The following is a 13,719-nucleotide window of genomic DNA, read 5'->3' on the forward strand; positions in this document are numbered from 1 at the left end:
TTTACTTTTTCTCTTCCCGCATCTCCTGATAGGCATCCCTGGCCTCTCGGCTCTTCTTAAGCGTAACGAACTCCACCTGGAGGGCTGCTATTTTGATTTTATCGCCGTTATTTAACCTATCCAGCACTTCTGTTTTGCGCGTCTGCAATTCACCTAGCACAAACTCTGCATAGTCCCAGTCACGCAGGCTCCAGTTGCGCCTGTCCTGGCGGGTATGCGCTATGGCCTGCGCAAAGGCATCGCGTAGCGCAGCCGGTTTTATTCTGCCAATGTGCGTGGTTCCGGTCAGGGTACGCTCCCAACGCTCCAGTTCCTTTCCCTCCAGGTATACTTCCTTTCGGGTTTCATTGCGCTCCTCCCACTCCTTGTAGCGTTGTTTCATGTCGGCATACTCTTGCCGCGAGCTTTCTGTCATGCTTTTGGTGTTCTGATCAAGTGAGTAGGTCAGCTCCTTGTACTCTTTTTTAACGGTAGGCCATTCGCGCTTCATGGTGCTGTCTGCCTGGGCGGAGGTGCGCTGCACCCAGGCTCGAAAGGCGGCCAGGTTCCTCTCCACGGGTGCATCTGCCTGTGCCTGTGCTCCGAGTGTTACCCCGGTTAAAGCCAGGGCAAGCGCCCATTTTCTCATCTTTTTTAGTTTCATCTTAAGGCATCCTAACATAGCTCAACAACGATACTTCTTATAAATATTGTGCCACAAAGATATTTAGTGCAGGAAAATAAAAGTATAAACCATTGAACCTTTACCTAATCAACAGAATATCAAAAACTTAATACTTACTTAATCCGACCTTCGTTATCTTTTGGGGATAAGTTACGTTTATAGGCTTAAGAAAACCAGGCGCGCTTACATGCTGCTATACACAGGACGCTTATTCCTGTTGCCTGCAAAAGCCTAAAGACCCGTATGAACAAACACCACAAAGGCAGCTTCCACGAATCTGTCGTTTCCATCACCAACAACGACGAGATTATTCTGAGTGTGGATGAATTTCCATTCGAAACCGCATTGAGTCTTGCTCCGCTTATTTCCTATTGGGAAGACAAGGTTGAAACCGACCCGAGCTGTAATGTGGCCCGGGTGCTGGAGTTAGCTGACTTATTGCGTAAGCGGCCCGAACTGATCGGCTCCATTAAGGATGTGTCGCTGATCGAGGAGCACATCGAAACGATCGATATTTTGATGGAGGACATTTTTCCGGGCGCTCTTTGGGAGAATGACCTGAAAGCGGTAGTGGTTCCTTTTCACTTCGAAAGTTTTTATGCCACCCCACGCCTGGAAGAATTAAAGCTGCTGGGGGGCAACAACTATTCTGAGAAACTTAACCTGGATAACAAAACGCTCCTGTTCCGGCTTACCCTGTCTGCCTACACCATCATCCTGGATAAATTTTACAACGCAAACTTCACCGTCGACGAGCCTTTCATATTTACGATCAAAGACAAGTTCACGAACCTGGAGCGCCACTACAAGCTCAGCATCGACCTGAAGTTTATGCAGGTAAAGGCCAAGGGTGAGCTAAAAAAGCTGAAAGCACAGGAGATCAATTTTCTGATCAACCGCTACAACAACCTGGACCTGTGGATGGAGAAGCTGCCCCCGGAAAACTTCGAGTTCTCTGGTTTTGCCATTTACGACTTCACGGAAGTCACCAACGAAGAAACCATCTCCTCGCTGCGCTTTGAACTGCTGGACCGCGACTCGGTGTCTACGGAGGAGGGGTTTGAGAGTTTGCAGCAAAAACTACGGGTGCTCTTCGAGCTGCCGGGAATCCGCCTGGGTTTCGCTTCTTGCCCTGCCATGCGCGAGTTCGACACCACGTATGCCCGCAAAATATGGAACGGGCTTATCCTGACCCACAACTCCGACCTGCGCCTGGCCGATTTAAGGGGCTCCATTTACGAGCCTGTTATCCGAAGAGGACATACCATTGTGGTAGAGGACCTGAAGGTTTTTCCGAACCCTACCCAGATAGAAGACCAGTTGCTGGAGGCAGGCATACGCAATCTCATCATTGCCCCGCTTGAGTATGAGGGCAAAACCATCGGCCTGATGGAGCTGGCCTCCCCTATTCCGGGAGAACTGAATGCGTTGTCCACCATCAAGCTGAAGGAGGTGCTGCCCCTTTTTGCGCTGGCCATGAACAGAAGCCTGGATGAGTTGCGCAGCAGTATTCAAAATGTGATCAAAGAGAAATATACCGCCATACACCCGATCGTGGAGTGGCGTTTTACCCAGGCTGCTATCAACCTTCTAGAGAAGATGGAGCGCAGCGCTGCACCAGAGATAGAACCCATTGTTTTCAGGGACATTTACCCGCTCTATGGTGCCTCCGACATAAGAGGCTCTGCAACAGAGCGTAACAAGGCAATTCAGGGCGATTTGCTGGAGCAGTTAGTACTGGCCAAAGAAGTCATACTGGCTGTTAAGGATAGCCTGCCACTCCCAATTCTGGATGAGCTGATCTATAAAATAGATAAGTTCTCACAAAACATTATGCATGAGCTGGCCTCTGATGATGAAGGAATTATCCTGAGCTTCCTGCGCCATGAGGTAGAGCCCCTGTTCGAGCATTTCAGCAAGAAAAATCCGGCTGCCTCCCTCGCTATCGACGCATACCGTTCTGCCATTAATAACCCTTACAAGGTGGTGTACAACAAGCGCAAAGCCTACGAGGAAAGCCTATACCTGATCAACGAAACCATCTCTTCCTTCCTGGACCGCGAAGAAGAGAAAGCCCAGCAGACCTTTCCGCACTACTTTGAAAAGTATAAAACCGATGGCCTGGAGTATAACATCTACATTGGTGCCAGTTTACTGAACAACGGCAACTTTGAAACAATTTACCTGCGTAACATGCGTCTGTGGCAACTAATGCTAACCTGTGAAGTGGCGCGACGCATCCAGAAACTCAGGGCCAACTTAAAACTGCCCCTCGAAATAACGCAGCTGATACTTATCCACAGCGACCCGATCTCTATTCGTTTCAGGCTGGATGAGAAAAAGTTTGATGTGGAAGGCGCAAATAACATCCGCTACGAGATCATCAAAAAACGGATTGATAAGGCGCTGGTGCGCGGAACGGAAGAACGCCTGACACAACCCGGCAAGATCGCCATAGTGTATACGCAACAAAAGGAGGCGGAAGAATACATGCGTTACATTGAGTTTCTGCAGTCTGAGGGCTACATTGCCAAGCATGTAGAGCGATTAGAGCTGGAAGAACTGCAGGGCGTACAGGGCCTGAAGGCTTTGCGGATTGCGGTTAACTTTTCGGATCAGCTGCGCCACGACATAGATGCCGGTGATGAGTTGTTAAACATCGCTAAAAGTGCAAGTCTAAATTAACACAATACAAGGCTTTAAAATATATTTAGTCCTATATTCTTGTATAAAATATTTTTTTTTAAACTTTTCAACCCCCTTCACCTACAAGCTTAAACACCTGAATCTCAAATTTTTATTTGGATACAACCCCCTGTCTTTTAAAATTCAACCCTAGCATACAGTTAATTTTTTTTCACAAAGTGCAATTATTCTTCCCCTATCTCCGTTTTCACATCAACCTACCAGCAGCAGGTGGCTGTTAGGTTGTATTTTTTAAACTTTTCAACATTTAGCCAAATGAGATTGAAAAACAAATTTTTACCTGCCATGCTGATGTTTGGCGTGGTAGCCTTTAGCTCTTGTGATAAAAAGGAGCAGGAATCGTTGGAGCCGGAATTTGAGCAAGGCGCTATTTCACAGATCCTGGCAGACTCTTCGGAGGTGTCGTCTTTTAATTTTGCAGGGAAACAACTTAGCCAGGTGAATCATTTCGACAAGGCAACGGGCAAGTTAGAGAGCTTCGAGAGGTTTACCCGCGACGCTAAAGGCAAGCTGATCAAAGCCACCACACACGCAGGCAGCAACCATGCTGTATTAGCAGAGCAAGCTTTTGTGTACAACGACAAAGGGCTGTTAACCACCACCACCACCGCTTACTTTAACGGCGGTAAAGTAGAGTATAATTCCTACAACAAGTTCGAGTACACCTCAGACAACAAGCTAGCAAAGAAAACAGTATTTGAAGGCACGCAATCTGCTGATGCAGCTGGCGTAGCCAAGTCGTTTACGACCTATGAGGTGCTGCCAAACGGCAACTTTACGCAAGAGCAGCAGTTTGTAATTGACGATAAAGGGCAGGAGAAGCTTTTCTCTACCACTACTTTCTCGTTTGATGCCAGCCACAACCCATTTTATGAGTTTGCGGAGCCCGGCACTGCCAGCAGCCCGAACAACTTGCTTGCTGCTTCCACCAGCGTGAATGGCAGCAAAAAAACATACAAGTATGCGTATTCTTACCAGTATGATCAAAATGGATACCCGGTGAGCCAAACGGTTACAAAACCAAACGGCGACCGCGAAACATTCAACTACGTGTATAGCAAATAAGCATTCACAGCACATTGGTTTAACAGGCACCTTTCGGGGTGCCTGTTTTGTTTTCCGGAGTTTCTGCTGGCTGCCCGCACGCACCAATGCTTTAATTTCAGTATATTTGTTAATACTTAATAGAATATAAGATGGCAAAAACGAAGCTTACGGTAAATAACAATGGTTCTCTGCGTGTAGAAGGCGACTTTGAGATTGTAGACAAAAACGGAAATGTATACGGTTTAGGCGGCCGCGAGCTGGTGTCTATCTGCCGCTGCGGCTTATCGGCCAACAAGCCTTTCTGCGATGGCTCCCACAAAGGCCACTTTGAGCATGAAGCGGAGGCTTTTGACCTTCCTCCTAAAAAATAATTATCCTGCATGGGGGAGCGCCTGATAACTATTGCCGCATTCAATAACCCGACAGAGGCCCACATAGCAAAAGGGCGTCTGGAAGCGGATGGAATTCTGTGTTTTTTAGGCGATGAGAACATTATAGGCGCGCAGCCCTTTTATTCTGTGGCCATTGGCGGCGTGAAGCTGAAAGTGACGGAGAACGACGTGCTGGAAGCACGTACCATACTTTCCAGCATTCAGGACGGCAATACCCTGTTCGACTACGACACCATTGAACTGGCCCCGCCAGTGCAGGACCACCCCGAAGTAATCACCTGCCCGGCCTGCGCCTCCGACAATGTGGCGGAAGAGAAATTCAACAAAACTGTTTTTTCCATCAGCTTTCTGCTGCTTGGTTTCCCGCTGCCTTTCCTGAGCAGGAAACATACCTGCTACAACTGCGGATACCGATGGAAATCTAAATAGAAGAGGGGCTGAAAAGCCCCTCTTCTATTTAACTACTTTTCTCTACTTGCTTTTTTTAAGCCCCTCCCTCATTGAATGGAATTGGGAAGCTGGTGAACACATCGTCACCCACCCGGTCAATCGGTAATTGGTCCAGCCTGTTGTAGCGACGCAGATCAATCCAGCGGTGGCCTTCAAAGAACAGGGAATAGCGCCTTTGGCGTAGCATCTCTGTGATCAGCGCATCCATCGTTACCGGCCCTGCATAGGGTTGCAGGCCATGGCCCGTCCGGATCAAATTGAGCGCAGTAACTGCCGCAGGCAAGTCTCCTGTTTGAATCTTAGCCTCCGCATAGATCAGGATCAACTCCTCGTTCCGGATGATCGGCACTGGATCCTGGTTTGTTTTGTAAACTGCCACATCGTACTGACTGGTTAAGCCACTTTGCGTAGCCGCCGTAGTACGCAACGAAACTTTTGACAAGCGGTCATCTCCCGGGGTGGCATCCGTTACAAAACTCGGGTGGGCCAGGCGGATCTCCCCTGCCGCATTTGGAGCAAAAAACAAGGGGTTGAGTATGTCTCCGGGTCCGTTGCTGAAAACATAATAAACCCCTTTGTCGAAATTTTTAGTAAGCTCAAAAAATGAATTGTCCAGGAAAGTGAGCGCCGCATTAAAATCATTTCTGTACACCGCCACGCGGGCAGCGAGTGCCCGGTTAAACTTCAAAAAGTCTGATGGCACCAGGCCAACAGCCGGGTTACTGATCAAACCATTAAAGCCGCTTGACAGTGGGAACGCCAGACTGTTCCCGGCGTTTTGCAGATGAACCTGTGCCTCATCCAGTAAACCGGATATAGCGGTTAAAGCTACTTCGCGACTCACAATAGGACCCAGGTTATTCGGGTCTTCCACATCAATGCGTATTCCGTTCTCGTTCATTAGGGTCAGGTTCATGAGCAGCTGGTGCGCTTTAATGGTTTTTGCAAACCCCAGGTACCCCTGCTTTACCTCATCAGAAACCTGCGAGGTGTTGTTTACTGCAGCGATCAGGATATTGGCGTTCTTCACGGCACGGTAGCGGGCATTCCACGGACGTGTGGTGTAGAAGGTGTTGTTATCCAGGGTCGCGCTCCCGGCTCCTAACAGATCGGAAGTAAAACGCGGGTCTGCCCCTGAAAAGCGGTAGTGCTCGCGCCCAACCACACCTACGTCGTCGTAATAAGTACCGATGTCAATGCGCATGGCAGCCTCGGTACCCACCACTAGATTATTAAGGTCGGCTCTGGATGCATTCTCCAGTACTGACTCGATAGTGGAGTTGTTGGGATCCGGGATATTATCAATTTCGCAGGCAGGCAGGAACAGTGCCAGCGCTAGTACACTCATTACCTGCTTACATCTTGTTATAGTTAGGTTATTCTTCATATCTCAGTTAATTAAAGTTAGAAGCCGATCATAAAGTGGAAGAACATTCTCCTGGAGGCTGGGAAGGGGGTTACATCCACTCCCGTGGAGAGTCCGTTGGCCCCAAAGTTAGATACCTCAGGGTCATAGCTGCGGTAATCGGTGATCACGAAAACATTGTTGGCCGACACCCCAACCTTTAACTCCCGCACCAAGGTGCCAAAAATACTGCGTAAGGCAGGTTGCGGAAGGGAGTAGTACATGCCCACCTCACGCAAACGCAGGTAAGAGGCGTCCTGCACAAAAGACTCGGCAGAAACGCCCAGGGCATTAATTCGCTCCTGCGCATTGGTTACCCCGTCTCCGTTGTCATCATCGTCAAAGTCAGGGGAGGTTCCGCCTAAATCCGTTAACAGCTCTGTCAGGTTAATATTCTCGCCACCCTTTTTCCAGTGCAGTAAAAAGGAGAAGGTGAAGTTCTGCTTCACGGTGATAAAGTTGTGGAAGTTCATCTGGAAGTCCGGGCTGGCATCGCCCAGTTTCACCACGCCCTCATCACCCCGAATGCCTACAATTTGTGTGGCAGACTCGCCTTCTTCAATAAAAAAGGTGCCGAGCGTTGTACCGAAAGCACCTAATGGGAAAGGCGGCACATCGTCGTTTAGCTTCGTGATCTCTGAGCGGTTTAACCAGTAGCTGATGCGTGAGTTCCACTTAAAATTTGGGCTTTCTACGGGTATTACGGTAACGGCCAGCTCTAAACCCTTGTTTTGCAGCTCACCGCCATTCACTACCTGTGTCGAGAAGCCAGAGGAACCCGCAATGTTTCGGAACAGGATCAGGTCCTCTACAGTTTTCTTGTACACGGTTCCTTCAAAGATTACCTTGTTGTCTAACAGTGCAAAATCCAGCCCGGCCTCCAGTTCTTTTTGCCGCTCCTGCTTAATGTCGCTGTTACCCTGCTGGGTGGCTGGAATCAGGCCCGGCTCGCCGCCAATGTTAAACGGTGTAAACGAAGTATACTTGGCCCCGAAAGGCGGAAAACCGCCCGACTCGCCGTATGCCACACGCAGCTTAAATAAGTTGATCGCTTCCCACTGCCAGAAATCGAAATTACCCAGGTTCAGGGCCAGGGAGGCTTTCGGGAAGGTCTGAAACTCGTTAACGTTAGAGTTGTTAGAAGATTTATCGAGTCGTAAGCCCGCTGTGGCAATGATCTGGTCTCTGTAGTTGGCTTCCTCCTGAAAGAACAAGCCTTTGTTCCTGACAATCAACCTGTTTTGCGAAACCTGTACCGCTCCCGATTGGTCCAGGTTTGTCTGCACCCCGATCAGCTCAGTCGCCACATTTAGGATATTATCCTGGTTAAAATTCTCGCGCGTGGCCCCTGCTGTGGAGGTAAGGTTCAGGTTGTTGTCCGACAACGACAGGTAGTTAACTACAAAGGCCGCATAGTTGGTGTTCAGGTTAAAGGTATTGCCCTGGATGGAGGCACCGTTGGTACCGTTGCCGTTAGACTGAAACTGCAGCGTGGAGGGGAAAAAGGCCCGCGTTCTAAGGTTGTAGAAGTCCAGGCCGCTCCGGATCACCAGTTTGGTATTACTCATCTCGCTGCTTTGCAATTTGGTGTTCAGGGTGATGCCCCCGATAAAGCGATCCGTGGATTCATTGTTCGTGATCAGGTCGCGGGTTTGCAGGAAATTAGAGGCGGCAAACGGGTTGTTCGGATAAACGCCATTGGCATCGGGCCGCAAGTCAACAAAACTTGGGGTGGATGAAAGTGCCACGCCAAAAGACACGCCTGCGTTATCGTTGTTGGTCAGGCCGCGGTCGGCTGATGAGTTGATATAATTAGAGGTCAGACTGAAATCAAACCTGTCTGAGAGCACGTGGTCCAGGTTAAAGCGCAGTGATTTTTTCTCGTAACCTGTGTGCTTCACAATGCCTTCCTCATCCTGGATCAGGCCACCCACAAAGAAACGCGTCTTTTCAGTACCTCCGCTCACGTTAAGCCGGGAGTTTAGCAACAGGCCGGTGTTCCCGTACAGTTCCTCTTCATAATCAATAAACCTGTTTTGGCTTTGTGCCTCCTGAAAAAGTGGAACAGCAGAGGCTCCAAAGGATTTCAGCACACGTTCTTCGGTAAAGGTACGCATCCCTAACTTTTTAGAGATGGTTGTGATGCCTATGTCCTGCGAGAAATCAACCAGAGTTTTCCCGGCTGCCCCACGCTTCGTTGTGATCAGCACCACGCCGGCAGAGGCCAACGAGCCATAGATGGCGGCGGCTGAAGCACCTTTCAACACTTCTATACTTTCAATGTCTGCCGGGTTCAGATCCGCAATACGGTTCGAGGCATTGTCCTGGTTAGAGGAGCTCCCCCCCCCTGCCGCATTCGTTATGGCATTCAAGCCAGCCGAAATCGAGGAGTTGTCTATGATGATGCCGTCCACGACAAAGAGAGGCTGTGCGTTTCCGAAAATAGACGTTATGCCCCTTAGCTTCATGGCAATACCCCCACCCGGCGCACCAGAGTTAGACACCACGTTGGCGCCTACCAGTTTCCCGCTGATGGCCCCATCAACAGTTTGCGGGGTTGTGATACCGGTAATCTCACGGGTGTTGAGCGATGAAACGGCATTCGCAGCGTTGGTGCGCTTTACAGTGGTAGCCAAACCTGTAATAACCACCTCACTCAAACTGGTAAGCCGCTCTTTCATCTCTACGTTGAGCACATTCACAGCCGGCCCCACATCATAGGTTTCCGAAACATAACCCAGGTAAGAGAAGGTGAGCTTGCCCGAAGCGGTGGGCAACTGAATGGTGTAACTGCCATTCACATCGGTAGAAGTACCCTGTGTAGTGCCTACAACCACCACGCTTACCCCAGGCAAAGGAGTGCCCTTGCCTGCATCGGTTACGATACCCCGTACAGTTGTTTGCCCAAAAACAGAAAAGGGTACCACCATCATTAAGAAGAGGAGTACCCTAAGGGAGTAGTTTTTTTTCATAATCAAAGGTTTATGGTGAATGAAAGTACCATGGCGCTGCTTTATACCATTGCCCTTATACGTGAGAACATCTATTTTGTATAATATTTTTTATATTAAATTGATGTTATAACATATTCTTAGGCTTTAAGACCTCTGCCAAATGGCTGTGTGCACTGTAGGTAGCTTTAACAAGGATAAACCATGATTTATACCTCAAGAAGAAGTCTATTCTAAAACAGGTCACGGGTATAGAAATCGACAGGCTGCCAGGGCGTGCGATGCGTTGAGAAAAGCAAAGGACAGCCGCAACAGGAGCAAAAATGCAGGAATGCAGGCCAAGCAGCAAAGGCAGGTCTTATACTTTATTAAAGCGGAGCGAAACAGTTCTTATGCTTATCGCTTCGTTTTTAAGAAAATTAGTGAGCGGCTGCTTCTGAATAGTTTGTTTTTTGATCAGTTTGAAGTTCTTGAATGGTGTGTTTAGTTGTTTGAAGGAGCTATTTTTGTAAGCTTAAAAGGTTGTCCCGCAAAATCTTCCCATGCATATGCTTCTTTTATCTCCCCGCTAAAAACTATTTTCTGATTAGACTTTTTAAGATCTTCGGGAAGATTGCATGGCAGCAGTGAACTAAAGGCTATGGAACTATCAGCCTTCTCTTTGGAAATAAGATAGAGGTTTTGGTCTTTAACAAAAGTTATAGTTCCCTTCTCATCGCTCAGATTTCCCAGCGTTTTTCGTTGCTCAAATCTGCACTCTTCTGGCAACGATACTTCTGTTGCCAGAATCTTATTCTCTTTTTCACAGCCCGACGAAACGAAGGATAGGATGCACAAGGCCAGAGTCATACATTTTAATGGTTTCATACTTTATATTTTTTAATAGTTTCAAAAAAGGTGATCTAAGTGGGATACTGCTATTCCAATGAAAACTTTTCTGCAGAGAAAGTAAGATTTAGATTTCCCGGGCCAAAATAAATGACAGTTCTGCGCCATAATTTTATAACATATACAATTAATATATTTTTTAGCTCTATTCTATAAAAAATATAAGATATTCTTATTTGCATTTCCATACCTCCTCGCCTGGTTGTGTAGTTTGATTATTGCACCTACAGCTTCTTTTCTATGAAGCTGTTTAGGGTTTAAAGAACTACGAAAGAAATAGGGTAGTAAAAGTGTTTGCAAAGACATTTTTACCAAGCCCCTAAATCGATGGCAGTTATAAGCGAAAGCACAAAAAAAGCAACAGGCTTTTCACCCGTTGCTTTCCTGCCATTTAAGATTCATTAACGCGCCTATCCGGCCAGTTGCACCACCAGCGTTACGTATGCATCGCGCGCCTCATCTTCAGTCTTGCCTTCCTGCTTTTTCCAGGCGTCCCATTTGGCGATGTTCTTAAAATCGAATCCTCCCGGGCGTTCCGTGTTCACGTCACCTTCCGTTGCCTGTTTAAACAAGGCGTAAAGTTGTAATAACACATCGTTAGAAGGACGCTCTGCTAAAGTTTTTGATCTTTCTACTGCACTTTCAAATTGTTCTTGCGTAGCCATAGTTTGAGTTTGTGAAAAGGTGATGCATCAAGTTAAAAAACAATACGCTGCATGCATAACTTTTTATAAATTTATTTCTCCCATTTAATGCTTATTTTAGCTTTGCGATGATGTAGTCCGCGTTTTCAAGTATAAAAATAAAACCATATGGAAAAACGAATGAAACTGACAGGATTTGCCTCCGTCATAGTTACAGTGCCGCTGCTGCTGGCCACAAGCTGTAGTTCTAGCAAAACAGCTGATACCGGCACTACTACCGCAGAACAGACTGCTACCGTAGCTACTGCAGAACCCACAAACTCCGCGCTTCCGCAGCCACCGGTTGCTAAAAAAGTAGCAAAGGAGCTCACCATGCACGGCGATACCAGAACCGACAATTACTACTGGATGAACCAGCGCGAAGACCCGGAAGTCATTTCGTACCTGAACGCCGAAAACGACTATACCGAAAAAGTGCTCGCCGATACCGAAGAGCTGCAGCAAGAACTGTATCAGGAGATCGTGGGCCGCATCAAGCAAAACGATGCGTCGGTTCCTTTCAAGGATGATGGCTACTGGTATTACACCCGCTTCGAGGAAGGAAAGGAATACCCGATCTATGCCCGTAAAAAAGGAACCCTCACCGCCCCCGAAGAGATAATGGTGAACGCAAACGAACGCGCCGAGGGACAAACCTATTATGCGGCAGCCGGCATGAACGTGAGCCCCAACAATAACTTACTGGCCTTCGGCGAAGACACAGTGAGCCGCCGCAAGTATACCATTCGGTTCAAGGACCTGAGCACAGGGCAATTATTACCCGACAGGATCATGAACACGACCGGAAGCGCTGTTTGGGCCAACGACAACAAAACGGTATACTACACCATGAAAGACCCGGCACTGCGCTCTTACAAAATCTTTAAGCATACCCTGGGCACCCCCTCCTCACAGGACAAGGAAGTTTACCACGAGGCCGACGAAACATTTGGCACCTATGTATACAAAACCAAGTCCGACAAATACATTATCATCGGGTCGGGCTCCACACTTTCTAACGAGTACAGGTACCTGGACGCGAATAACCCGAACGGCACTTTTAAGGTAATTCAGCCACGTGAGCGGGGCCTGGAGTACAGCGTGGACCATTTTGGCGATAAGTTCTATATCGTGACAAACAAGGACGGCGCCACAAACTTTAAGCTGATGCAGACCCCTGTCAGCAAACCGGGCAAAGCCAACTGGAAAGATGTGATCCCGCACCGCGAGGACGTATTGCTGGAGGGTATCGAGATATTTAAGGATTACCTGGCCCTGCAGGAGCGCAAGAACGGCCTTGCCCAGATCCGGATAAAGAAGTGGAACGACCCTAAAACCGACTACTACATCAACTTCGATGAGGAAGCCTACACGGCCAACATCAGCACCAACCCGGACTTCGACAGCAAGACCCTGCGCTACGAGTACAGCTCGCTGACCACCCCGAACACTACCTACGATTATAACATGGCCACCAGGCAGCAGGAGCTGAAAAAACGCCAGGAGGTTGTAGGTGACTTTAACCCGGAGAACTACGAAGCCAAGCGCATTTACGCTACCGCCAAAGACGGCACCAAAATTCCGATTTCGCTGGTTTACAAAAAAGGTATAAAGCTGGACGGCAACAACCCTACCCTGCAGTACGCCTACGGTTCCTATGGATACAGCACCAATCCCGGCTTTAGTTCGGTACGCCTCAGCCTGCTGGACCGTGGTTTTGTATATGCCATCGCCCATATTAGAGGTGGTCAGGAAATGGGACGCAAATGGTACGAGGAAGGCAAAATGATGAAGAAGAAAAACACCTTCACTGACTTTGTGGACGCCTCCGAATACCTGATCGCCCAGGGCTACACCAACCCGGACAAGCTGTTTGCCATGGGTGGCAGCGCAGGAGGTTTGCTCATGGGCGCTGTGGTGAACATGCGTCCGGACCTATACAAGGGGGTAATTGCGGCTGTACCATTTGTGGATGTGGTGACAACCATGCTGGACACCAGCATTCCGTTAACAACGGGTGAGTTTGATGAGTGGGGCAACCCTGCCGAGAAGCCGGCTTATGATTACATGCTGTCCTACTCTCCTTATGACAATGTGGAGGCCAAAAAATACCCGAACATGCTCGTAACCACCGGCCTACACGATTCGCAGGTGCAGTATTGGGAGCCTGCCAAATGGGTAGCCAAGCTACGCGACATGAAAACGGACGATAACCTGCTGCTGCTCCACACAAACATGAAAGCAGGCCACGGCGGCGCCTCCGGCCGATTTGAGCGCTACAAAGAAACTGCCCTGGAGTACGCTTTCCTGCTGAAACTCCTGGAGCAAAACCCGCAGTAGCACTGAAGCATTGTACCTGTTTAAACAGGGGGAACCGCCTGTTGCAGTTTTATAAAAAGAGAGGGGCCAAAACCAGGAGTGGTCGGAAGAAATTCCGACCATTTTTTGTATGGGGGCTGTTTTTTTGTTCCCTGACTTATATGCTTCTTTTGTTTGTTGTCTTTACAGGCTAAAAGATTGAACAGATGAGCAT

10 protein-coding genes are annotated in these 13,719 nt (G+C 48.4%); 5 read left to right on the top strand and 5 right to left on the bottom strand.

All coding sequences use genetic code 11. The features are described from left to right. Position 1 precedes the first annotated feature (1 nt). The gene (locus AC4BAN_RS14125) at positions 2 to 628 is read right to left on the bottom strand and encodes a hypothetical protein (RefSeq protein ID WP_490565055.1); all 627 of its coding nucleotides are present in this window, start codon (positions 626 to 628) and stop codon (positions 2 to 4) included. A 279-nt stretch (positions 629 to 907) separates the two neighbouring features. Here AC4BAN_RS14125 and AC4BAN_RS14130 point away from each other — a divergent pair, with 279 nt between their 5' ends. The 4 genes from AC4BAN_RS14130 to AC4BAN_RS14145 all read left to right on the top strand — a co-directional run bounded on the left by AC4BAN_RS14130 (position 908) and on the right by AC4BAN_RS14145 (position 5,238). Next, positions 908 to 3,349, top strand: coding sequence for a GAF domain-containing protein (locus AC4BAN_RS14130; protein ID WP_490565056.1), 2,442 nt, complete (start codon positions 908 to 910; stop codon positions 3,347 to 3,349). A 282-nt stretch (positions 3,350 to 3,631) separates the two neighbouring features. Next, the gene (locus AC4BAN_RS14135) at positions 3,632 to 4,435 is read left to right on the top strand and encodes a hypothetical protein (protein ID WP_490565057.1); all 804 of its coding nucleotides are present in this window, start codon (positions 3,632 to 3,634) and stop codon (positions 4,433 to 4,435) included. Between the two features lie 131 nt (positions 4,436 to 4,566). After that, entirely contained in the window at positions 4,567 to 4,788 is a 222-nt protein-coding gene (locus tag AC4BAN_RS14140; protein ID WP_490565058.1) for a CDGSH iron-sulfur domain-containing protein, read from the top strand. Between the two features lie 9 nt (positions 4,789 to 4,797). Further along, complete coding sequence (locus tag AC4BAN_RS14145; RefSeq protein ID WP_490565059.1) at positions 4,798 to 5,238, top strand: putative signal transducing protein; 441 nt, start codon at positions 4,798 to 4,800, stop codon at positions 5,236 to 5,238. Between the two features lie 55 nt (positions 5,239 to 5,293). Here the strand turns inward: AC4BAN_RS14145 and AC4BAN_RS14150 are convergent, their stop codons facing one another. The 4 genes from AC4BAN_RS14150 to AC4BAN_RS14165 form a co-directional block, all read right to left on the bottom strand. Then, complete coding sequence (locus AC4BAN_RS14150; protein WP_490565060.1) at positions 5,294 to 6,607, bottom strand: RagB/SusD family nutrient uptake outer membrane protein; 1,314 nt, start codon at positions 6,605 to 6,607, stop codon at positions 5,294 to 5,296. A gap of 56 nt (positions 6,608 to 6,663) precedes the next feature. Next, a complete protein-coding gene (locus AC4BAN_RS14155; protein ID WP_490565061.1) occupies positions 6,664 to 9,636 on the bottom strand; it encodes a SusC/RagA family TonB-linked outer membrane protein in 2,973 nt (990 codons plus the stop codon). Between the two features lie 462 nt (positions 9,637 to 10,098). Then, positions 10,099 to 10,482, bottom strand: coding sequence for a hypothetical protein (locus tag AC4BAN_RS14160; protein ID WP_490565062.1), 384 nt, complete (start codon positions 10,480 to 10,482; stop codon positions 10,099 to 10,101). Positions 10,483 to 10,913: 431 nt separating this feature from the next. Next, entirely contained in the window at positions 10,914 to 11,168 is a 255-nt protein-coding gene (locus tag AC4BAN_RS14165; RefSeq protein ID WP_490565063.1) for an acyl-CoA-binding protein, read from the bottom strand. Positions 11,169 to 11,315: 147 nt separating this feature from the next. Here AC4BAN_RS14165 and AC4BAN_RS14170 point away from each other — a divergent pair, with 147 nt between their 5' ends. After that, complete coding sequence (locus AC4BAN_RS14170; RefSeq protein ID WP_490565064.1) at positions 11,316 to 13,526, top strand: S9 family peptidase; 2,211 nt, start codon at positions 11,316 to 11,318, stop codon at positions 13,524 to 13,526. The last annotated feature ends 193 nt before the right edge of the window (positions 13,527 to 13,719 follow it).

The sequence above is a fragment of the Pontibacter sp. GD13 genome, from assembly GCF_058216355.1.

Excerpts from the sequence above, each read along its gene's own strand:
- AC4BAN_RS14125 (WP_490565055.1), bottom strand. The coding sequence starts at position 628 with ATGAGAAAATGGGCGCTTGCCCTGGCTTTAACCGGGGTAACACTCGGA.
- AC4BAN_RS14130 (WP_490565056.1), top strand. The coding sequence starts at position 908 with ATGAACAAACACCACAAAGGCAGCTTCCACGAATCTGTCGTTTCCATC.
- AC4BAN_RS14140 (WP_490565058.1), top strand. The coding sequence starts at position 4,567 with ATGGCAAAAACGAAGCTTACGGTAAATAACAATGGTTCTCTGCGTGTA.
- AC4BAN_RS14145 (WP_490565059.1), top strand. The coding sequence starts at position 4,798 with ATGGGGGAGCGCCTGATAACTATTGCCGCATTCAATAACCCGACAGAG.
- AC4BAN_RS14150 (WP_490565060.1), bottom strand. The coding sequence starts at position 6,607 with ATGAGTGTACTAGCGCTGGCACTGTTCCTGCCTGCCTGCGAAATTGAT.
- AC4BAN_RS14155 (WP_490565061.1), bottom strand. The coding sequence starts at position 9,636 with ATGAAAAAAAACTACTCCCTTAGGGTACTCCTCTTCTTAATGATGGTG.
- AC4BAN_RS14160 (WP_490565062.1), bottom strand. The coding sequence starts at position 10,482 with ATGAAACCATTAAAATGTATGACTCTGGCCTTGTGCATCCTATCCTTC.
- AC4BAN_RS14165 (WP_490565063.1), bottom strand. The coding sequence starts at position 11,168 with ATGGCTACGCAAGAACAATTTGAAAGTGCAGTAGAAAGATCAAAAACT.
- AC4BAN_RS14170 (WP_490565064.1), top strand. The coding sequence starts at position 11,316 with ATGGAAAAACGAATGAAACTGACAGGATTTGCCTCCGTCATAGTTACA.